The organism is Loigolactobacillus jiayinensis (assembly GCF_003946445.1).
GTDB classification, from domain to species: Bacteria; Bacillota; Bacilli; order Lactobacillales; family Lactobacillaceae; genus Loigolactobacillus; species Loigolactobacillus jiayinensis.
This window is the reverse complement of the sequence record NZ_RHOF01000004.1, coordinates 49,987-70,033: the sequence shown is the minus strand read 5'-3', so window position 1 is coordinate 70,033 and position 20,047 is coordinate 49,987. Positions and strand designations below refer to the sequence as shown.

Below are 20,047 nucleotides of genomic sequence, written 5' to 3'. Positions count from 1 at the left end.
GTCGATAGTTCTTAATGGTGGTCTGTGCCATTTAGAACTATGCGTGGCTGGCGAGATCCATTTTCCCGCCTGCTTTTGTTTTTATCTAGGGAAAATTAGCTCGCCAACGCGCCACTCGTTCCGTCCACTGGCAACGGAATGGAACCAAACTAACTCTGCCTACAGCCCAACTTCAGGAAGAACCAGTGAAATTATGTTGCAGTCTTATTTTTATTGCCGAGCATTATCGCTTAAACGTGTGATATAAAACGCTATAACCCGTTCTTAACAACACTGTTTAGCAAGTATCAGCAACTAGCACTTATCTACTAAACAGTGCGTGCTTCTCGTTGTCGATTGAACTAAGCCAAAGTGCGGCAAGTTCAAGTCGCGTGCTACACGTTAAATTTAAATTCAGACTCAGCAAAGTGCGGTGATTTTTGTTAGAATATAAGGTAGCGTGAACGAAACGAATTAATGAGGAGCAAAACATGGCAGACGATAAACATTTATTACTAATTGACGGCAATAGCGTGGCTTTTCGGGCGTTTTTTGCCTTACATTCACAAATCAACACGTTTGTTAATCACAATGGCCTGCACACCAACGCTATTTATGCGTTCAATACGATGCTGGACATTGTGCTAAAAACCTTTGAGCCCAGTCATGTGCTGGTGGCATTTGACGCGGGTAAGACGACTTTTCGGACGGCCAAATTTGACGATTATAAGGGTCAGCGGGATAAAACACCTAGTGAGTTGTCGGAGCAATTACCGCGCTTACGCGATTTGTTGGCGGCTTATGGTATTTGTTCGTACGAGTTAGTCAATTATGAAGCGGATGACATTATTGGCACGTTGGCGCAAGAAGCTGCGGCGAAGGGCTTTACCGTTGATATTGTGACTGGGGATCGTGATTTGACTCAATTGGCTACGGCGGCAGTGACGGTCAACGTTACGGTTAAAGGGGTCAATCAGTTGGAGGCGTATACGCCAGCGCACGTCGCCGAAAAATTAGAATTAACGCCGCAGCAGATCATTGATATGAAAGGCTTAGCCGGTGATACGTCGGATAATTATCCGGGTGTGACCAAGGTCGGCGAAAAAACGGCGATCAAGTTGTTGAAGCAATTTGACAGCGTTGAGGGTATTTATGAAAATTTGGATCAATTGAAGCCTAGCAAAATGAAGGAACATCTGATTGAAGATCGTGAGCAGGCCTTTTTAAGCAAAGACTTAGCGACGATTCGGCAAGATGCGCCGTTGACCATTGGGCTAGCTGACTTGGTCTATCAAGGCCGTGATGTGGCGGCGTTACGTGATTTTTATACTGAAATGGATTTTAATTCGTTCTTGAATAAATTAGCTGATCCGGCGACGGAAAAAGCCCGCGCTGCAATTGAATTTCAATCGTTGACTGCGGCTGATGTGCCAGCGATTTTAGCGAGTTTTACCGGCCCAGTAACGTTCTACTTGGAAATGTTAGCCACTAATTACCACACGGCGCCGTTTGCGGGTTTTGTTATTGGCCAAAAGGGGCAGTGGTACGTTAGCACTGACGTTGATTTATTGAAGTTACCTGCGTTTGCTAAATTTTTAGCGGATCCGCAGCAGGCTAAGTTGGTATTTGACGTTAAACGCACCTATGTTGGCTTAGATCGGCTGGGCTTAACGCTTGCTGGCACCAGCTTCGACCTGTTATTGGTGTCCTATTTGTTGAACCCTAACGACAGTGGCAATGATCTCGGTAAAATCGCGCAGTTGCACCAATATCGTGAGGTCGCTACCGACGAGGAAGTCTACGGTAAAGGCGCTAAACGTGCGTTGCCTGAGGACTTACAAGTTTTGTTCCAGCATTTAGCGCAAAAAGCGCAAGCCATTGAGCAGTTGCAGCCACAATTGGACCAGCAACTAGAAGAAAACGAACAAGATGGCTTATTCACGGAAATGGAATTACCCTTGGCCATTGTTTTGGCGCAAATGGAAATCGCCGGTATTCGCGTGGATCCAGCGCGGCTGAATACGTTGCGCAAAAACTTTGCTGAACGGATCGCCACGTTAACTAAAAAAATCTACGCTGAAGCTGATGAAGAATTTAACATTAATTCTTCCAAGCAACTAGGTGAAATTTTATTTGAGAAAATGAATTTGCCAGTGATCAAGAAGACGAAAACGGGCTATTCCACCGCGGTGGGGGTTTTGGAACAATTGAAGTCCGTGGCGCCGATTGCCAGTGACGTGTTGGATTATCGGGGCTTGACTAAGCTGCAATCGACCTACGTGGATGGCTTGCTTAAAGTGATCCATCCTGACGACGGCAAAATTCACACCACGTATTTGCAGACGTTGACGGCAACGGGCCGCTTGTCGTCGATTGATCCCAATTTACAAAACATTCCAGTGCGGGATGAAGATGGCCGCCAAATTCGACAAGCTTTTGTCCCGCGTGAAGCTGGCTGGCAGATTTTTGCCGCCGATTATTCGCAAATTGAACTTCGTGTGCTGGCGCATATTTCTCATGATAAAAACTTACAGGCTGCTTTTAGCGAAGGGGCGGATATTCACGCCAGTACAGCTATGCGGATTTTCGGCTTAGCGAGTGCGGCGGAAGTGACACCCAATATGCGGCGGCAAGCGAAGGCGGTTAACTTTGGAATTGTTTACGGCATCAGTGATTACGGCTTGTCGCAAAACTTAGGCATTACCCGGAAGCAAGCACAGGCCTATATTGACAGTTATTTCCATGAATACCCTAATGTTAAGCAATATATGGAAGATATTGTGACGGCAGCTAAGAAATACGGCTATGTTGAAACGCTGTTCCACCGGCGCCGTTATTTGCCTGATATTCATTCGAAGAACTTTAATTTGCGGTCATTTGCTGAACGGACGGCGATGAATACACCGATTCAAGGTAGTGCGGCGGATATCATCAAAGTGGCGATGCTGAACATGCAAAAAGCTTTGCAGGCGCATGAGTTGCAAGCAACGATGTTATTACAGGTGCACGATGAACTTATTTTTGAAGCGCCAGCAGCGGAGATCGCAACGCTGGAGCAGTTGGTGCCGCAAGTCATGGACGCGGCGGTTAAGTTGGAAGTGCCAATGAAGGTCGGTTATGGTAGCGGGCCAACTTGGTACGATGTTAAAAAAGGTTAGGTGAGCAGATGCCAGAATTACCAGAAGTTGAAACTGTTCGTCAAGGCTTACGTGGCCTGATTCTGCATAAAACTATCGCTAATGTCGAAATTCGCTGGGGTAAGATCATCAATGGCGATAGTGCGCAATTTGCTAATGATCTAGTGGGGACAACCTTTCAGGAAGTCGATCGGCGCGGCAAGTACTTGCTGTTTCGGCTTAGCGATAATTTGACGCTGGTGTCGCACTTGCGGATGGAAGGCAAATACCGCGTGACACCACAAGCGCAACCGCTGACTAAGCACACCCACGTGATTTTTAATTTTACTGACGGCACGGCGCTACGGTATTTAGATACGCGTAAATTTGGCCGCATGACTTTAATTAAAACGGGCACGGAAAATCAAGTAGGTGGTTTGAAAACGCTAGGCCCTGAGCCCACGGCCGCTGCTTTTACCGTTGCTGACTTTACCCAGCGGTTACACAAGCATAAGAAGGCAATCAAGCCCACGCTGCTGGATCAAAATGTGGTGGCTGGCCTGGGCAATATCTACGCCGACGAAGTGTTGTGGCTCAGTGAGATTCATCCGTTGCAGCCAGCCAACACGCTGACAGCAGGTCAAATTCAAAGGTTGCACGACAACATTATTACTGAGCTGGCCAAAGCCATTCAGGCCAAAGGGACGACGATTCGCAGTTACACTGATGCGTACGGCGCAACTGGTGGTTTTCAGTTGTCGTTGCACGCGTACGGCCGTGAAGGTGAACCGTGTGAGCGCTGTGGTGTGACGATCGAGAAAATCAAGGTGGCGCAGCGTGGCACCCATTTTTGCCCGCATTGTCAAGTGTTACCAGAAAGTGTGGTCAACGCCTCATGAGCTTAATTTTAGGGTTAACCGGTGGCATTGCCAGTGGTAAATCGACGGTGAGTCGCCAATTAGCCAAATATGGGTACCCCATTGTGGACGCTGACGTGATCGCACGCCAAGTCGTTGAACCGGGCACCATTGGCTTGCGCTTACTGACGTCGCTATTTTCACCTGCTATTTTAACGGCGGACGGTGGCTTAGATCGCGCTAAATTAGGTCAAATTGTTTTTGCGGATCGGCGCCAATTAGCCCAACTAACGGCGATTACAGGGCCGCTGATTCGCCAAGTGATCAACCAACAATTGGTGGCGTTAAAGCATGCTGGTCAGCCGTTGATCGTGTTGGATGTGCCCTTGTTATTTGAAGGTCACTACCAGCAAAATGCTGACGTCACCATGGTGGTTTACGTTAACACTGCCGTCCAATTGCAACGCTTGATGGCGCGCAATCATTTAACGGCAGCAGCAGCCAAACAGCGAATCGCCAGTCAATGGCCGCTGATTGCCAAGCGCCAGTTAGCCGATGTTGTGGTCGATAACGATCAGACACTTGCCGCGACCCAGCAACAAGTGGTAGACTTCTTAACACAATATGATTTACAGAAATAAGGTGGGGCGCTGGCCTGACCTTATTTCTTTTGTGAACTTACTGGCTAAAATCGTGTTTTTAGGCAATTGAATGGTATAATTTTTATAAGCAATAACTTGTAAGCTGCGTTCTATTTTTGAAGAATATTAACGATTTGATGAACAATAAAAATAATTTAGAACTGATACAGTAAAGGAGTGTCGAAATATGCAATGTCCGCGCTGTCACCACAATAGTTCACGCGTTGTTGATTCGCGGCCGACTGATGAAGGTCGCGTGATCCGCCGCCGTCGTGAATGCGAAAATTGTAATTTTCGCTTTACCACTTTTGAGCGAGTCGAACAAACGCCATTATTGGTGATTAAGAAAAACGGCACCCGTGAAGAATTTAATCGTGAGAAAATTTTGCGTGGCCTGATTCGTTCGGCGGAAAAACGGCCGGTAACGATGGAACAAATGACGCAGATCGTTGATGACGTTGAAAACAAGATCCGCGCGTTAGGCGAAAATGAGGTAGCTTCACAAACGATTGGGGAGTACGTTATGACCTTGTTGGCCGATGTGGACGAGATCACCTATATTCGTTTTGCCAGTGTTTATCGGCAATTTAAGGATGTTAATGTCTTTTTGAAGGAATTAAATGATATGGTTGATCGCGATAAGCAAACAGGTAAGACTGACGATCAGCAAACTGGAAAATAATAAAGCATGCGCGCCGGTTATTTCAGGTGCCATGCTCGTCACAATAACACGACAAGTATTAACGGCTAAACAGTCTAACTGCGGTATGGCGTATATTTAGATACGCGCCAAGGTTTAGCTTATTGTTTAGTTAATACTGCGCAATAGTATAAGCGCCTTTTGCAGCACGCTCAAAGGAGGTGTCACTGATGCAAGACGCATTTTTTAAGTTAGATCCGCGGGATGGTTTTGCGGTTACGGCCGCTGACTATCTGTCTGATTTTGATCGGCAAGTGCTGACTTATTTGTATCAGCCGCTGATGGGGACAGGGGCGTATAGTCTGTATTTGTTGTTATGGACGCAACCGACTACGGTACAGGTGCAGCCGCACAGTGCGCTGTTAGCACTGTTAAACGTTGATCTACCAACGTTATATGACAGTCGGATTCGGCTGGAAGCGTTAGGTTTGGTCAAGACCTATCAGCAGGTCACCGCGGCGGGGCGCACTTTTACTTATGAGTTATACGCGCCGCAAGCACCCACGGCCTTTTTCACGGATGATTTATTAAGTTTATTACTTTATGATGCTGTCGGTGAGGATCGTTTTGACCAAATGAAAGCTCAGTTTCAGCTACATCCAGTCAAGGCTAGTGCTGGCTGGGAAGAAGTTAGCTTAAGCTTTTTAGATGTTTTCCATGTGAATTCACAGTTATTAGCGCAACCACCGGCAACAATTGCGGAGGCAAAGTCAACGTTTCAAACGACCACCCAAGCAAATCAGCCACAATTAGATCAGCGGGCGACTGCCGATTTTGATTGGCCTTTTTTCAAGCAACAATTGCAGGCTAGCTTCGTTTCGGTGCGTGAGTTGGATCATTATCATGATCAATTACTAACACTACATGCGTTGTACGGCTTAACTGAGTTGGAATTAGCGCGGTACGTTAATGAAAGTATTGATCTGAATACCAATAAGTTGGATTGGTCGGCGTTGAAACGTTTAGTGGCGCGGCAACCAACTAAGGTGGCACCCACCACGGCACCGGCGGCTACTAATGAAGCTACAGCCACAACCACGACGCAGACTGATTTGTCCAAAAACGATCAGCAGTTGATCGCGGTGAGCCGCCAATTAGCGCCGGTGACCTTTTTGACGCAATTGAAGCAGCAACAAGGTGGGTACGTCACCGATAGCGAGCAGCGGGTGCTGGAACGGTTGACGAGTCGGCATGTGTTCGCTGATCCTAGCATTATCAATATTTTAAGTCATTACGTTATTAGTGTCCGCAAAATGCCAACACTGACGCAAGCGTATGTGGACGGTGTGGCCAATGGTTGGTTGCAGCATCATGTGACCACGCCGGAAGCCGCGATGAAAGAAGTGAAGTCCTTTTACCGGCAGAAGCAAGCGCCGAAACGTAATAGTCGCACCAAGCAACCACTGCGTAAGGAAACACTGCCGGATTGGGCTAAAGATGGCTATCAGGCGCCGAAGCAAAAGGTAACGGCGGCGCAACGTGCAGCGGTGCAGAAGCGTTTGGCAGCATTACAAGACAATAAGGATGGTGAGTAGCGATGGAAGATATGGGCAAAAATTTGCGTATTTTAATGGATAAGAAGGACTTAAATCGGCATTATGATGAGCTGATGGCTAAAGTCATGCGTGATCCTGCGGTACAACAGTTCATCGCCGCTCATCGTGAGCAACTTGATCAAGCGATGATCGATCGTTCGGCGGCTAAATTATATGAATTTGTCACCGAAAATAATAAATTTAAAGCCAAGCAAACCTCACTTGCGCCCGGCTATCAACCGCGGCTGCTGCTTAACCATCATTTTATTGATGTGACCTATGAACCAACGGCAGAACTGGTGGCGGCAGAGCAGGCTAAGGCGTTGCAGTCACGGGTGCGCTCAATCAGCATGCCGAAGAATATTCGCGACGCGCGGCTAAGTCAGTTCTACCAAGATGACGATCGTTTTGCGGCTTTGGATGCGGTCACCTTATTTTTAGATGATTACACGAAGACATCGGCTAAGTTCCACCAAGGGCTGTACTTGTACGGTAATTTTGGGGTGGGTAAAACTTATTTGTTAGGGGCGTTGGCGCATGAGCTGGCCTTACGTGGCTTTCAAACCACGCTGGTTCATTTTCCCACCTTTGCTGTGGAAATGAAAAATGCCATTGGCCAACAGGATTTGACGCCGAAATTAGAAGCCATTAAGCGGTCACGGATCTTGATGATCGATGATATCGGCGCGGACTCAATGTCCAGCTGGATCCGTGATGATGTGCTCGGCGTGGTTTTGCAATATCGGATGCAGGAAGAATTGGCGACCTTTTTCTCGTCGAATTTTTCGATGCAACAGTTGGAGCACGAACATTTAAGCGTGACCCAGCGTGGCGAGCAGGAACCGTTAAAGGCTAAGCGAATTATGGAGCGGGTGCGCTTTTTAAGTCGTGAAGTGGAATTGTTAGGCCAAAATCGACGCTTACAGCCATAATCGCGGAAAGTAGCGGCATAAATTTCCGGTAGCGACTTGAATTTTTGACAGGGATATGGTTCAATTGACTTATCAAAGCGGAAAGATACCGCGACTAAGTTTGTTTTTCAGAGAGGCAAGGGGGCTGTAACTTGCTAAACGGTTTAGGCGCGACCACTTTCCAAGAACTCTATGCAAAGTAGGGTCGGTTCGTTACCGTTAATAACGCTAATGAGGAAGTGTTGACGCACTTCAAAACTGGGTGGAACCACGAAATTTTCGTCCCTGAGGTCTATTTGATCTCAGGGACTTTTTTTGTGGTTAATATTTTAAGGAGGCCAAATTAATGGCAGAACTGAAGTTAACGTTCCCCGATGGCGCAGTCAAAAACTTCGCCGCAGGAACAACTGTTGCTGATGTTGCAAAATCAATCAGTACGAGTTTAGGTAAGAAAGCAATTGCTGGTAAGTTAGATGGTCAATTAGTTGATTTAACAGCACCTTTAGCTAAGGATGGCAAAATTGAGATCGTCACGGCTAAGGATGATGCTGGGTTACAAGTGCTCTGGAATACGGCTAGCTTAGCACTAGGCGCGGCCTTGCATGATTTATTCCCAGCCATGACTTTTGGCGAACATGCCTTAACGGAACACGGTTTTTATTACGATACGGATAACGAAGCTAAGCCAGTTTCCGTCGATGATTTAACGGCCATCAACGATCATTTGGCCAAAATCGTCGCTGACGGCGATCCAATTACACGCGAAGTTGTTGCGAAGGCTGATGCGTTGGCTAAGTTTGCCGCTGATCCTTACAAGACTAGCTTGTTAAATGCCAGTGATGCTGATGAAGTTGTGCTTTATCATTTAGGTGACTTCACCGATTTTGGCGAACAAGGCGTCTTACCTGATACGCATTTGCTGAAAGTTTCTAAGTTATTGTCTGTTGCCGGCGCATACTGGCAAGGCAAGTCCAGCAATAAAATGTTGCAACGGGTTTACGGCACAGCCTTCTTCAGCCAAAAGGAAATGGAAGCTGACGATGCACGTCGCCAAGAAGCCCATGACCGTGATCATCGAGTAATCGGTAATCAGTTAGATTTGTTCTTCGTTGACCCTAAAGTCGGCGCAGGACTACCTTACTGGATGCCAAAAGGCGCCACTATTCGGCGGACGATCGAACGTTACATCATTGACAAGGAAGTTGCCAACGGTTACCAACACGTTTACACGCCTGTTTTGATGAACTTAAACGCTTATAAGACGTCAGGCCATTGGGAACATTATCGTGAAGACATGTTCCCACCAATGGACATGGGTGAAGGCGAGCAATTGGAATTACGGCCAATGAACTGCCCTAGCCATATCCAAATTTATAACCACCATATCCGCAGTTACCGTGAATTACCATTACGGATCGCTGAATTAGGGATGATGCATCGTTATGAAAAATCTGGTGCTTTATCTGGTTTACAACGAGTACGGGAAATGACTTTGAATGATGGCCATACCTTCGTTACTTTGGATCAAATCGAAGACGAATTTAAGGCAATTTTGAAATTAATGATTTCCGTTTACGCTGACTTTGATATTAGCGACTATTCATTCCGTTTAAGCTACCGCGATCCTAACAACACGCAGAAGTACTTTGACGATAATGAAATGTGGAACCGTGCGCAGACTATGTTGAAAGCCGCTATGGATGATATGGGCTTGCAATATACTGAAGCAGAAGGCGAAGCAGCTTTCTACGGTCCTAAACTTGACGTTCAAACCAAGACGGCTTTGGGTAATGAAGAAACGTTGTCGACCATTCAATTAGACTTCATGTTGCCAGAACGCTTTGACTTGAAGTACGTTGGCAGCGATGGTGAAGAACATCGGCCAGTGATGATCCATCGTGGCTTGGTTTCAACGATGGAACGTTTCACAGCTTACTTAACTGAAATGTACAAAGGGGCCTTCCCAACTTGGTTAGCGCCAGTTCAGGCCGTTATCATTCCAGTTAAAAACGACTTGCATATGGATTATGCTAAACAGATCAAGTCGCGGATGGTTGCCCGTGGGTTACGGGTTGAAATCGATGATCGTAACGAAAAAATGGGTTACAAGATTCGTGAAGCTCAAACCCAGAAGATTCCGTATACCTTGGTTATTGGTGATGAAGAAATGAGTCACGCCAGCGTCTCAGTTCGCCATTATGGTGAAGACAAAGGTATTGCCCAAGACGCTAATATTTATATTGACGCCATGGTTGCCGAGGTTGGTAACTACAGTCGCAGCGGTAAATTAAAGGGTACCGAAGCAAATGTAGCTCAACAGCTTGACAAAGATAATAAGTAATCGTATAATTTAGCTTATTGAGAATTAAAGCAGAAGCAGCCCGCTTCTCGCCTAAGCTGACTAAAATGTCTCTGGGCAGATATGAACGGAACAAATCAACTATTGGTTTGTGGCGGGGTCTGCGTAAGTGGGCTCCGTTTTTTTCTGCATTTTTCTCGAAATTTTTGGAGGTGAATAGCCATAGCAAAAGACATGATGGTCAATGATGGGATTCGCGCACGTGAGGTTCGTTTGATCGCTGAAAATGGTGACCAACTAGGCGTTCAGAGTATGACCGAAGCATTGCGAATTGCCGACCAAGCTAATTTGGATGTTGTTCTTGTGGCCGCCAACGCTAAGCCACCGGTAGCGCGGATCATGGATTACGGTAAGTATCGTTTTGAATTGCAAAAGAAACAACGCGATGCCCGTAAGAAACAAAAAATCGTTAGCATCAAAGAAGTCCGCTTAAGTCCAACAATTGATCAGAATGATTTTGAAACCAAGTTGAAGAATGCGCGTAAATTCTTAGCTAAGGGTGACAAGGTCAAAGCATCAATTCGTTTCCGCGGTCGTGCAATCACGCATAAAGAAATTGGCCGTGAAGTACTTAAGCGCTTGGCCGATGAGACCAAAGATGTTGCAACAGTTATCGCTCATCCTAAGATGGACGGACGCAGCATGTCAATGATGTTGCAGCCAATCGCAGAAAAGCAATAGGAGTGCGTTAGGGAGCGTTCAGACTTTGAACGCTAAGTAACTCAGGCAAGCAGCTACACGCAGTGGCGGGCTTACCTGACAGTGCTAGGCAGAAAAGCCTGCTTCCTAGAACACGTTCTATCAGGTATAACTTCATCAATCATGGTGAAGCGCACCGTACTAAATTTGTTTGGAAAGACTGTGGCGACAGTTTTTCGCCACCGTCTTCTGTAGGGAGGAAGATTAATTATGCCAAAACAAAAAACACATCGTGCATCAGCAAAACGTTTCAAGAAAACCGGTAACGGCGGCTTGTTACGCCATCACGCTTACACGAGCCACCGTTTCCATGGTAAGACTAAGAAGCAACGTCGTTTCTTAGCTAAACCAGGCATGGTTTCCGCTAGCGATATGAAGCGGATCAAACAAATGCTATCCCAAATGAAGTAAGATAGCATCAACAATTTAATTTTTAGGTAACTTCGTGCTCCTAAGTTTTCACTATAGTGAAACGCCGAAGTATTTGAGGAGGAATTTCAATGCCACGTGTTAAAGGTGGAATAGTGACGCGCAAACGTCGTAAAAAGGTTTTAAAATTAGCTAAAGGTTATCGCGGTTCAAAGCATCGTTTGTTCAAAACAGCAAACACCCAAGTAATGGTTTCGTACCGTTATGCTTTCCGTGATCGTCGTCAAGTTAAACGTGATTTCCGTAAATTATGGATTGCGCGTATCAACGCAGCAGCACGTTTGAATGACATTAGCTACAGCAAATTGATGCACGGTTTGAAACTTGCAGGCATCGACATTAACCGCAAGATGTTATCTGAACTTGCGATCAGTGACGCTAAAGCATTTTCTGACTTAGCAGAACAAGCAAAAACAGCTATTGCTAAATAGTAATTGGCTATAAAAAAAGTTGTGCTCAGCGCGAGCACAACTTTTTTATTTACTTCATGACAATAATTTTGCCGGGACGATGGCGTTGTTCTAATAAACGCTGCCCGGCTTGCACGCCGGCTAGATCGAAGCCTAGTTGAGCGGCAACTGGTAACTGCAGTTGTTGCTGGCGGTACAAGGCCATTAAATAGGCTAACGCAGGGCGATCACGGAACCCTTTTTCAGGCTGAAAAGCTAGCGTGGCCACGTCAGTGTCGCTGTCCGTCAGTTGGTTGAGACTAACGTACTGGCCGGCGGTGGCGACGTGGGCGAGGCCGACTGCCTGAGCACGGCCGCCGTTCACCGCGTTGACAACAATATCAGCGCGGACAGGACTAGTGGCAAAGTCGGCGGTGCTGATAAATTGATCGACACCGAGTTGCCGCACATAAGCTGCGTTGGCTGCGCTGGCAACGCCGGTAACGTGGGCGCCGCTTGCTTTGGCAATTTGCACCAGCAGACTGCCGACGCCACCGGAAGCGCCTTGTACCAGTAAGCTTTGCGTTGGTTGCAGTTGTAACTTGACCACCAATAAGTTGTAGGCCGTGATACCGACGGAAGGTAGGCCGACCACCGCACTCAGCGGCGTTTGCGCCGGCACTTTAACGATTTTGTTATGGGAAATGGCGATTTGTTCGGCATAAGCGCCGAGATTGCTATGGCCTAAAACCACATCGCCGACTTGGTAATCAGTGACTTGTTCACCGACTGCGCGAATCGTGCCGACGACATCACTACCGGGGACGATGGGAAAAGGTAGCGGCCGGGCGGTGGCTTGCTCACCGCGGCGCAGCGCTGCATCATACGGATTAAGCGCAAAACCAGCGACGTCGACCAAAACGCGGACTGGCGTTAATTCAGGGGTTGGTTGGGTGAGGCTTTCAAAAACGTCAGCGTCCCCAAACTGGTTAAAGCCAAAACTTTGCATTAAATCAATCCTTTCTAATTTACCTGCTAACGACTTTGGCTTCAGCATACGGCAAAAGCGTGCGGGTGCAAAGAAATTAGCTTTTACGGGTCCAAATTAAGGGGATTTGCGCTGGCACTACTTTTTTCGATCTACGCGGGTGCAATTTAGTCAGCTTTCCCTTATAATGGATTGTTGAGATGTAAAACGATATAGATGTTGAGAGGTTATTATGTTTTTAGACTATAAACCGACTTGGATGGTGGCCAAAATCACCCAGCTAACGGCGGCCGATTTACGGCGCCAAGGAATCAAAGCGATTCTGACTGATTTGGATAACACATTGATTGCTTGGGATAATCCGACTGGCACCACGGAAATTAAAACGTGGATCCAACAAATGCAAGCCAGCGGTATTCCAGTAGTGGTTGTTTCCAATAATAGTGCTGCGCGGATCAGTCGCGCCGTGAAAAGCTTGAAGGTGCCATTTATTGCGCGGGCCTTGAAGCCTCTATCAATCGGTATTCGCCGCGCCAAGGTACAACTGAAGTTATCCAACGACGAATTGATCATGGTGGGGGATCAATTGATCACCGATATGATCGCCGCTAATAATAGTGGGGTTCGGGCTGTTTTAGTCCGGCCCTTGATCAAAACCGATGCTTGGAATACGCGAATTAATCGATTTCTTGAAAAGTTTTTAATGCGTCGCTTACGGCGGCGTCATCCTGAGTTACAGTGGAAGGAGCGTTTAGATGGCTGAGACAGAAACAGAGCCATTATATTGTATTGGTTGTGGGGCACAGATTCAAACGACAGATCCTGAGGCTGCTGGTTATACGCCAGCTTCAGCGTTAGAAAAGGGCTTAGCGTCAGGGGAAGTTTATTGTCAGCGGTGTTTCCGCCTCCGTCATTATAACGAAATTTCCGATGTCCGCTTAACTGACGATGATTTTTTGAAATTATTGACGCAGCTCGGCGATACTGATGCTTTGATCGTTAATGTGATCGATATTTTCGACTTTTCCGGCAGTATTATTCCCGGCTTACACCGTTTTGTCGGCCATAACCCAGTTTTGTTAGTGGGGAATAAGGTCGACGTGTTACCCAATTCAGTTAAGCGCAATAAAGTGCGGCGCTGGTTACAGGAACAGGCCCATGCTGTTGGTTTACGGCCAATTGACGTGCTGCTGACCAGTGCTAAAAATGGGTATGATCTAGATGAGTTGTTGGCGGCGATTGACAAATATCGTGCTGGCCGCGATGTCTACGTAGTTGGGGTCACCAATGTTGGTAAATCAACGTTGATCAACCAAATCATCAAACGGACTACCGGCACCCAAGACTTGATCACGACCTCACGTTTTCCGGGAACAACATTAGATAAAATCGAAATTCCGTTAGACGATGGCCATGAGTTAGTGGACACCCCCGGGATCATTCATCGTGAACAGATGGCTTACTACTTGGGTCCCAAGGATCTCCGGCTCGTTGCACCGCAAAAACCGATCAAGCCTAAGACGTTCCAGCTAAATAGTGAACAAACGCTCTTTTTAGGTGGTTTGGCGCGGTTTGATTATGAACGCGGTCCGCATACTGGCTTTACGCTGTATTTAGATAATAATTTATTGGTTCATCGGACTAAATTAAGTAACGCCGATGACTTCTACCAACGCCAAGTGGGTAAATTACTTCAGCCACCGCGGCCAAATGAAGTAGGCGACTTTCCAGCTTTGGCACGGATCCAATTTACACCCAAGGTTAAAAGTGACCTAGTCTTCGCCGGGCTGGGCTGGATCACCGTCCCTGCAGGCATCACCGTCAGCGGCTGGGCACCAGAAGGCGTGGCGGTCACTATTCGGCCCGCTTTGATTTAATGGCTGCGGTTGGGCTGAAGTGAACAATATGAACGGCTTGTTTGGGCAACTCTAACTGAAACGTGCCAAAAAAGGCATGTTGTTCCGCCTAGCTACGCTTGGTGAACGAGCCACTTCGTGTCTCTTATCATCAAGCTAGGCTAATGCTCACAACATGAACGCCTTTTTTGGCACTCTTAACGGAAACGTGTTGGAAAAAGCAGCTTCCTGCGCTTAGCTACGCTAGTCAAACGCTCCACTTCGTGTCACTTATTGTCTAGCTAGGCTAATGCTCAGAAGCTACCCGCTTTTTCCAACACTCTAGAAAGGATTTCTTTATGACTTTATCTGGTAAACAAAAGCGCTTTTTGCGTGCGCGGGCTAATCGTTTGCGTCCTGAGTTTCATGTCGGTAAGAACGGCATTAACGCGACTTTTTTGGCGCAGGTTGATGATAGTATTGCGCGGCATGAGTTATTGAAAATTAATTTATTACAAAACACTGATTTAACGCCGGCCGAGGTGGCTGCTGAATTGACTAACCAAATTCCTAATTTGGAGGTTCCGCAGATTATTGGCCGGGTTGTCTTGGTCTACCGCCCAGCATTAAAGGAAAAATATCGGCGGTTATCGTTGCAAGTTGCAGCATTATCTAAGTAAGAAGGTGGCATTGAAACCGTGAGAACGTTAACCCAACCAGTGATCACAGTAGAAATGAAGGAAGAAATTCTTAAGAATACGCCGCATAAGCAAGTTGGCATTATGGGTGGTACCTTTAACCCACCGCATTTAGGCCATTTAGTGATGGCTGAATCGGTGTGTTCGCAATTAGGCCTGGATAAAATTTTATTCATGCCCGATGCGCAACCACCGCATCAAAATCCGAAGACGACGATTGCTGCTAAGCATCGTGTCGCAATGGTTGAGCGGGCTATTGACGGTAATGCGCATTTTGACCTTGAGCGAGCAGAAATTGATCGCGGCGGCGTTAGCTACACCTATGATACAATGGTCACGTTGAAGCAAAAGCATCCTGATACTGATTTTTATTTCATTGTTGGTGCTGATATGGTGAAGGATCTGCCTAACTGGCATCGTATTGATGACTTATTGAAATTGGTGCAGTTCGTTGGTGTTAAGCGGCCTGAATTTCCAGCTGAAAGTCGTTTCCCGGTTTTGTGGGTTGACGCACCGTTGCTGGATATTAGTTCGTCGCTGATTCGCCAGCGGATCGCCCAAGGCTGCTCGGTGCGTTATTTGGTGCCAGATGCAGTCCTTGATTACATTGAAGAAGAAGGCTTATATCGTGAAAAACACTGATATTGATTATCCCCAGACCTTGGTTCCTTTGTCCCGCGCTGATTTGTTGGCGCGACTGCATGCGCAGTTAAGTGACGGTCGCTTTGCCCACGTTCAGCGGGTTGAGCAGACGGCCATTAAGCTGGCGCAGCAGTACGGCGGGGACGTGCAACGGGCTGGCTTAGCCGGATTGGTGCACGATTATGCAAAGCAACGGCCTGATGCTGAGTTTAAGCAGCTCATTCGGCAACAGCGGTTTGACCCTGACTTATTGACGGCTAATAATGGCATTTGGCATGGTGTGATCGGCGCGTATCTGGTTGAACGTGAGCTAGGTATTCACGACACCCAAGTCTTGAATGCGATTCGGCGGCACACGATCGGCGCAGTAGAAATGACGACGCTGGATAAGATTATCTTCGTCGCTGATTTTATTGAGCCTGGGCGTGATTTTCCCGGTGTTGACCAAGCGCGAGCGGCTGCTGAAGCAAGCTTAGACGCTGGTGTGCGTTTTGAAATCACTAACACGTTGAAATTTTTAATCGCAAAACAAGTCAATATTTATCCGAAAACGATCGATACCTATAACGCGTGGGTCGCAGGCCACTAAGCAGGCGCCAACGCTTAAGGTCACCGGCGTGCCTTGCAAGCAGACGGTATTTGAAAACAAACAATGGCGGTAATCAAATGAGACGATTACCTTGAAAAGGAGCACTATTTTGAACAGTAAAGAAATTTTAGAGATCGCTGTCCGTGCGGCAGATAGTAAACGCGCAGAGGACATTGTTGCACTTGATGTCCGAAAAGTCAGCTTGTTGGCTGATTATTTTGTTGTTTTACAAGGCACTTCGAAGCGACAAATGGATGCCATTTTAGAAGAAATCGCTGATCAAGAAGAACAAGCTGGCGTCGCTGTTCGCCGGGTTGAAGGTAAAAATTCCGCTAAGTGGGTATTGATCGACCTTGGCGACGTGGTCGTTAACATTTTCAATCCAGAAGAACGCGCTTATTATAATTTGGAAAAATTATGGGCTAATGCAGGTAGCGTTGATGTCACTAAGTGGATTGAAGCAGAATGATTTACCAGACTTTTGCGACATTATATGATGAAATGATGGACACTGACCTTTATGATCAGTGGCTTTCTTTTGTGGCTCAAAATGCCGGTAAAAAGCAGCCGAAGACGTTAGAGCTGGCTTGTGGAACGGGTATTTTAGCCACGAAATTAGTTCAAGCGGGTTATCCGGTGACGGGCTTTGATCTATCCGGTGATATGTTGACCTTGGCGGAACAACACGCATTAGATGCCGGCGTTGAACTGCCGTTATTACAAGGTGATATGCGGGATTTGACGGAATTAGCCACCTATGATCTAGTCACGTGCTTGGACGATTCGTTGTGCTATATGCCAGATCTGGCGGACGTCACCACTGTTTTCCAGCAGGTGGCGCAGCATCTAACGAGCGGCGGCCGTTTCTTATTTGATATGCATTCGTTATACCAAATGGACGAGTTGTTTCCTGGTTATATGTACAATTATAAAAACGAAACCACGGCCTTTATGTGGGCCAGTTATTTTGGTGAACAGCCGCATTCAGTCGAGCACGATCTGACCTTCTTTGTTTGGGATGAAGCAATCGGCGGCTACCAAGCGTTAAGCGAATTGCATCACGAACGGACCTATCCGTTGGCAGATGTTAAACAAGCTTTGACGCAAGCGGGCTTTAAGAATATAACGGTGAGCGCTGACTTTGGCCAAAGTGCCGTTGCCGCTGACAGTGTGCGCTGGTTTTTTGCGGCGGAAAAAGCCTAGCGTGGTCGAAAAGAAAAGCGTGTGGTATAAGCCAGTGAACGTCTGCGTGTGCGGTAAGTAGGCGTTGGTTTATGGCGCACATTTTTTAGTTGCAACAGGTTAAGTTGAGGTGAAGCGGGATGAAGGCAGTCGGTTTAGTTGTTGAATATAATCCGTTGCATAACGGGCACTTGTATCATTTGCAGGCCGCGAAGCAGCGTTCAGGCGCCGATGTAGTGGTGGCGGTGATGAGCGGCAACTTTTTGCAACGCGGCGAACCTGCCATTTTGGATAAATGGACGCGGGCACAGGCAGCGTTAGCGCATGGCGTTGATCTAGTTGTGGAGTTACCGTTTGCCGCTGCGGTGGCGCCGGCGGATCGCTTTGCTAGCGGCGCCATCAACCTGTTGGCGGCACTGCAATGCGACAGCTTGGTTTTCGGCACTGAGAATACGGCTATCGACTATCAGGCAGTTGGCCGTCAGTTGGCGACGCTACCGAACTTACACGAGTATTTTCGCGATTACCAACAAACTTACGCTATGCAACTGAACCATTTTTATCAAGCGACCTTGCACCTGAATATCGATAGTCCCAATCAGTTGTTAGGCTTAAGCTACGCCACGGCCAACGCCAAATTAGCGCGGCCACTGCAGTTGCTACCACTGGCGCGTAAAAACGCCCAGTATCAAGATACGACACTCAATGGCACCGCGATTGCCAGTGCCACGGCCATCCGCCGCCTTGCCCTAGGCCAAACTACGGCGTCACAAGCTATCGCTACGGTGGTGCCGCCAGATATTGCCCAAGCGCTGCAGCAACAAAAATTGGTGTCGTGGGCGGACTTTTTTCCTTATTTACGTTACCGTATTTTAAGCACGCCCACCGCCGAACTTGGTCAGCTTTACCAAATGACGGAGGGCTTAGAGTATCGTTTTCATAGCGTGATCAAAAACGTGACTAATTTTCCGGAGCTACTACGGGCGCTGAAAACAAAGCGGTACACGTATACGCGTTTACAGCGCTTATGCTTGTACGTTTTGCTAAATATTCACACGCCAGCGATTCGCCAAGTTGAGCAGCAACCATATATCCATTTACTCGGCTTTAGCCAGCGCGGTCAAACCTATCTGCACCAAATCAAAGCGCAACTGGACCGCCCATTAATTGCCCGCGTCAGCCAGAAAATTGGCGCGGAAGCAGGCTTGCTTGGTCTTGAGGTGCGCGTAGATGATGTGTACGCTCAAATCAATGGCCACGAACAAAACTTCAATCGTCCGCCATTACGGGCAAAATAAAAAGCAGCGGTTGCCCGCTGCTTTTTTAAACTTGTTTTTTATATTGGCGTTGATCAGCTTTAATTCCTGCCAAAACATATTGTGCTGGATCATGACTTAAATCTAGTTCGACGGTACTGCCGTCAGTTGGCAGTTGCTGATTAAATAGTTGTTCGTAGGTGGGAACATCAACTTGTTGTCGTGCCGCAAACATTGCTTGATGCTGTTCAGGCATAAGTGCTTGCTTGAAATTAGCTTGCAAAATACCACTATAGAACTCACTAACCGCACCAGAGCCATAACTAAACAGTCCTAACCGATCACCTGCTTGCAAAGTTTGTGTCTTTTCTAATAGAGATAATAGGCTGAGGTAGAGTGAGCCAGTGTAGAGATTGCCAACAATTTGGTTATAAGCGCGTGAATCTTCAAAATTAGCACTCAGTCTTTGCTGGGTGAGTGCATCTGCTTCGGGTAAAACAGCACGCAGCGCCTTCAACCCCATTTTAGTATAGGGTAAATGAAAGGCTAATGCCGCAAAGTTAGCTAGGGTCATACCAGTTTGTGCTTGATAGGTATCGAACACTTCTTTGAAAAAGTCAACGTACATATGGCCAGAGTAGTGACCATCAACCTTGGCTTCGGTAGCGTAATTTGGCCGCCAAAAGTCCATGATATTTTCAGTTAAAACGGTACTGTCATCTTCCAACGCTAAAATTCGTGGCTCTTTACTGATGAGCATTGCCACGGCACCGCCACCTTGAGTGGGTTCACCGGCGTTACCGATACCATAACGGGCAATATCACTAGCGGTGATCAAAACTTTTTTATCAGGGTGTAAGGCAATATAGCCTCGCGCCAGTTGTAACGCCGCTGTTGCTGAATAGCAGGCTTGTTTGACCTCAAAAGCACGAACTTGTCTTGGTAGGCCTAGCAAACTTTGTAGGTAAACGGCGCCTGATTTAGATTGATCAATGCCGGATTCAGAGGCAAAAATAACCGTATCGATTTGTTGCCGATTTGTCGGTGTCAAAATTTTAGCCGCGGCATTAGCAGCTAGGGTGACACTGTCTTGGGTTGGCGGGATGACCGCCATTTTTTTTTGGCCAATACCGATTAAATACTTATTGGGGTCTTCATTGCGTGCAAGTGCTAACTCGGCCATATCGACAAAATATTGCGACGTTTGGAAGCTGATCTGATCAATACCAATTTTCATTACTG

The 20,047-nt window shown here is 47.0% G+C and carries 20 protein-coding genes; 18 read left to right on the top strand and 2 right to left on the bottom strand.

Annotation, left to right across the window (positions count from 1 at the left end):
• Positions 1-470: 470 nt before the first annotated feature.
• The 10 genes from polA to rplT all read left to right on the top strand — a co-directional run bounded on the left by polA (position 471) and on the right by rplT (position 11,657).
• Positions 471-3,137, top strand: coding sequence for a DNA polymerase I (polA, locus tag EKM80_RS02315; RefSeq protein ID WP_125551509.1), 2,667 nt, complete (start codon positions 471-473; stop codon positions 3,135-3,137).
• An 8-nt stretch (positions 3,138-3,145) separates the two neighbouring features.
• Complete coding sequence (mutM, locus tag EKM80_RS02310; protein WP_125551508.1) at positions 3,146-3,994, top strand: DNA-formamidopyrimidine glycosylase; 849 nt, start codon at positions 3,146-3,148, stop codon at positions 3,992-3,994.
• On the top strand, positions 3,991-4,593 hold the full coding sequence (gene coaE / locus EKM80_RS02305; protein ID WP_125551507.1) for a dephospho-CoA kinase: 603 nt from the start codon (positions 3,991-3,993) through the stop codon (positions 4,591-4,593). The genes mutM and coaE overlap by 4 nt, the downstream gene beginning before the upstream one ends.
• Positions 4,594-4,780: 187 nt before the next feature.
• On the top strand, positions 4,781-5,275 hold the full coding sequence (gene nrdR / locus EKM80_RS02300; RefSeq protein ID WP_125551506.1) for a transcriptional regulator NrdR: 495 nt from the start codon (positions 4,781-4,783) through the stop codon (positions 5,273-5,275).
• A gap of 188 nt (positions 5,276-5,463) precedes the next feature.
• Entirely contained in the window at positions 5,464-6,828 is a 1,365-nt protein-coding gene (locus EKM80_RS02295; protein ID WP_125551505.1) for a replication initiation and membrane attachment family protein, read from the top strand.
• A 2-nt stretch (positions 6,829-6,830) separates the two neighbouring features.
• On the top strand, positions 6,831-7,760 hold the full coding sequence (gene dnaI, locus EKM80_RS02290) for a primosomal protein DnaI (RefSeq protein WP_125551504.1): 930 nt from the start codon (positions 6,831-6,833) through the stop codon (positions 7,758-7,760).
• 325 nt (positions 7,761-8,085) lie between these two features.
• The gene (gene thrS, locus EKM80_RS02285) at positions 8,086-10,080 is read left to right on the top strand and encodes a threonine--tRNA ligase (RefSeq protein ID WP_125551503.1); all 1,995 of its coding nucleotides are present in this window, start codon (positions 8,086-8,088) and stop codon (positions 10,078-10,080) included.
• A 174-nt stretch (positions 10,081-10,254) separates the two neighbouring features.
• On the top strand, positions 10,255-10,779 hold the full coding sequence (gene infC / locus EKM80_RS02280; RefSeq protein ID WP_318531393.1) for a translation initiation factor IF-3: 525 nt from the start codon (positions 10,255-10,257) through the stop codon (positions 10,777-10,779).
• A gap of 228 nt (positions 10,780-11,007) precedes the next feature.
• Positions 11,008-11,208, top strand: a complete 201-nt coding sequence (rpmI, locus tag EKM80_RS02275; protein ID WP_010011013.1) for a 50S ribosomal protein L35 — start codon at positions 11,008-11,010, stop codon at positions 11,206-11,208.
• An 89-nt stretch (positions 11,209-11,297) separates the two neighbouring features.
• Complete coding sequence (rplT, locus tag EKM80_RS02270; RefSeq protein WP_125551502.1) at positions 11,298-11,657, top strand: 50S ribosomal protein L20; 360 nt, start codon at positions 11,298-11,300, stop codon at positions 11,655-11,657.
• A 49-nt stretch (positions 11,658-11,706) separates the two neighbouring features.
• Here rplT and EKM80_RS02265 read toward each other — a convergent pair whose 3' ends face one another.
• Complete coding sequence (locus EKM80_RS02265; RefSeq protein ID WP_125551501.1) at positions 11,707-12,624, bottom strand: NADP-dependent oxidoreductase; 918 nt, start codon at positions 12,622-12,624, stop codon at positions 11,707-11,709.
• Positions 12,625-12,835: 211 nt separating this feature from the next.
• Here EKM80_RS02265 and EKM80_RS02260 point away from each other — a divergent pair, with 211 nt between their 5' ends.
• The 8 genes from EKM80_RS02260 to EKM80_RS02225 all read left to right on the top strand — a co-directional run bounded on the left by EKM80_RS02260 (position 12,836) and on the right by EKM80_RS02225 (position 18,847).
• The gene (locus EKM80_RS02260) at positions 12,836-13,366 is read left to right on the top strand and encodes a YqeG family HAD IIIA-type phosphatase (protein WP_125551500.1); all 531 of its coding nucleotides are present in this window, start codon (positions 12,836-12,838) and stop codon (positions 13,364-13,366) included.
• Positions 13,359-14,480 carry a ribosome biogenesis GTPase YqeH gene (gene yqeH, locus EKM80_RS02255; RefSeq protein ID WP_125551499.1) on the top strand — a complete coding sequence of 374 codons (1,122 nt, stop codon included), beginning with the start codon at positions 13,359-13,361 and terminating at the stop codon, positions 14,478-14,480. The genes EKM80_RS02260 and yqeH overlap by 8 nt, the downstream gene beginning before the upstream one ends.
• Positions 14,481-14,797: 317 nt before the next feature.
• Complete coding sequence (locus EKM80_RS02250; RefSeq protein WP_125551498.1) at positions 14,798-15,118, top strand: YhbY family RNA-binding protein; 321 nt, start codon at positions 14,798-14,800, stop codon at positions 15,116-15,118.
• A 54-nt stretch (positions 15,119-15,172) separates the two neighbouring features.
• Entirely contained in the window at positions 15,173-15,778 is a 606-nt protein-coding gene (locus EKM80_RS02245) for a nicotinate-nucleotide adenylyltransferase (protein ID WP_164509488.1), read from the top strand.
• On the top strand, positions 15,765-16,367 hold the full coding sequence (gene yqeK / locus EKM80_RS02240; RefSeq protein ID WP_225418788.1) for a bis(5'-nucleosyl)-tetraphosphatase (symmetrical) YqeK: 603 nt from the start codon (positions 15,765-15,767) through the stop codon (positions 16,365-16,367). The genes EKM80_RS02245 and yqeK overlap by 14 nt, the downstream gene beginning before the upstream one ends.
• A gap of 106 nt (positions 16,368-16,473) precedes the next feature.
• On the top strand, positions 16,474-16,836 hold the full coding sequence (gene rsfS / locus EKM80_RS02235) for a ribosome silencing factor (RefSeq protein WP_164509487.1): 363 nt from the start codon (positions 16,474-16,476) through the stop codon (positions 16,834-16,836).
• On the top strand, positions 16,833-17,570 hold the full coding sequence (locus EKM80_RS02230) for a class I SAM-dependent DNA methyltransferase (RefSeq protein ID WP_125551494.1): 738 nt from the start codon (positions 16,833-16,835) through the stop codon (positions 17,568-17,570). Before rsfS ends, EKM80_RS02230 begins: the two co-directional genes overlap by 4 nt.
• Positions 17,571-17,689: 119 nt before the next feature.
• A complete protein-coding gene (locus EKM80_RS02225; protein ID WP_125551493.1) occupies positions 17,690-18,847 on the top strand; it encodes a nucleotidyltransferase in 1,158 nt (385 codons plus the stop codon).
• 25 nt (positions 18,848-18,872) lie between these two features.
• Here EKM80_RS02225 and EKM80_RS02220 read toward each other — a convergent pair whose 3' ends face one another.
• Complete coding sequence (locus EKM80_RS02220; RefSeq protein ID WP_125551492.1) at positions 18,873-20,042, bottom strand: hydroxymethylglutaryl-CoA synthase; 1,170 nt, start codon at positions 20,040-20,042, stop codon at positions 18,873-18,875.
• Positions 20,043-20,047: the final 5 nt, after the last annotated feature.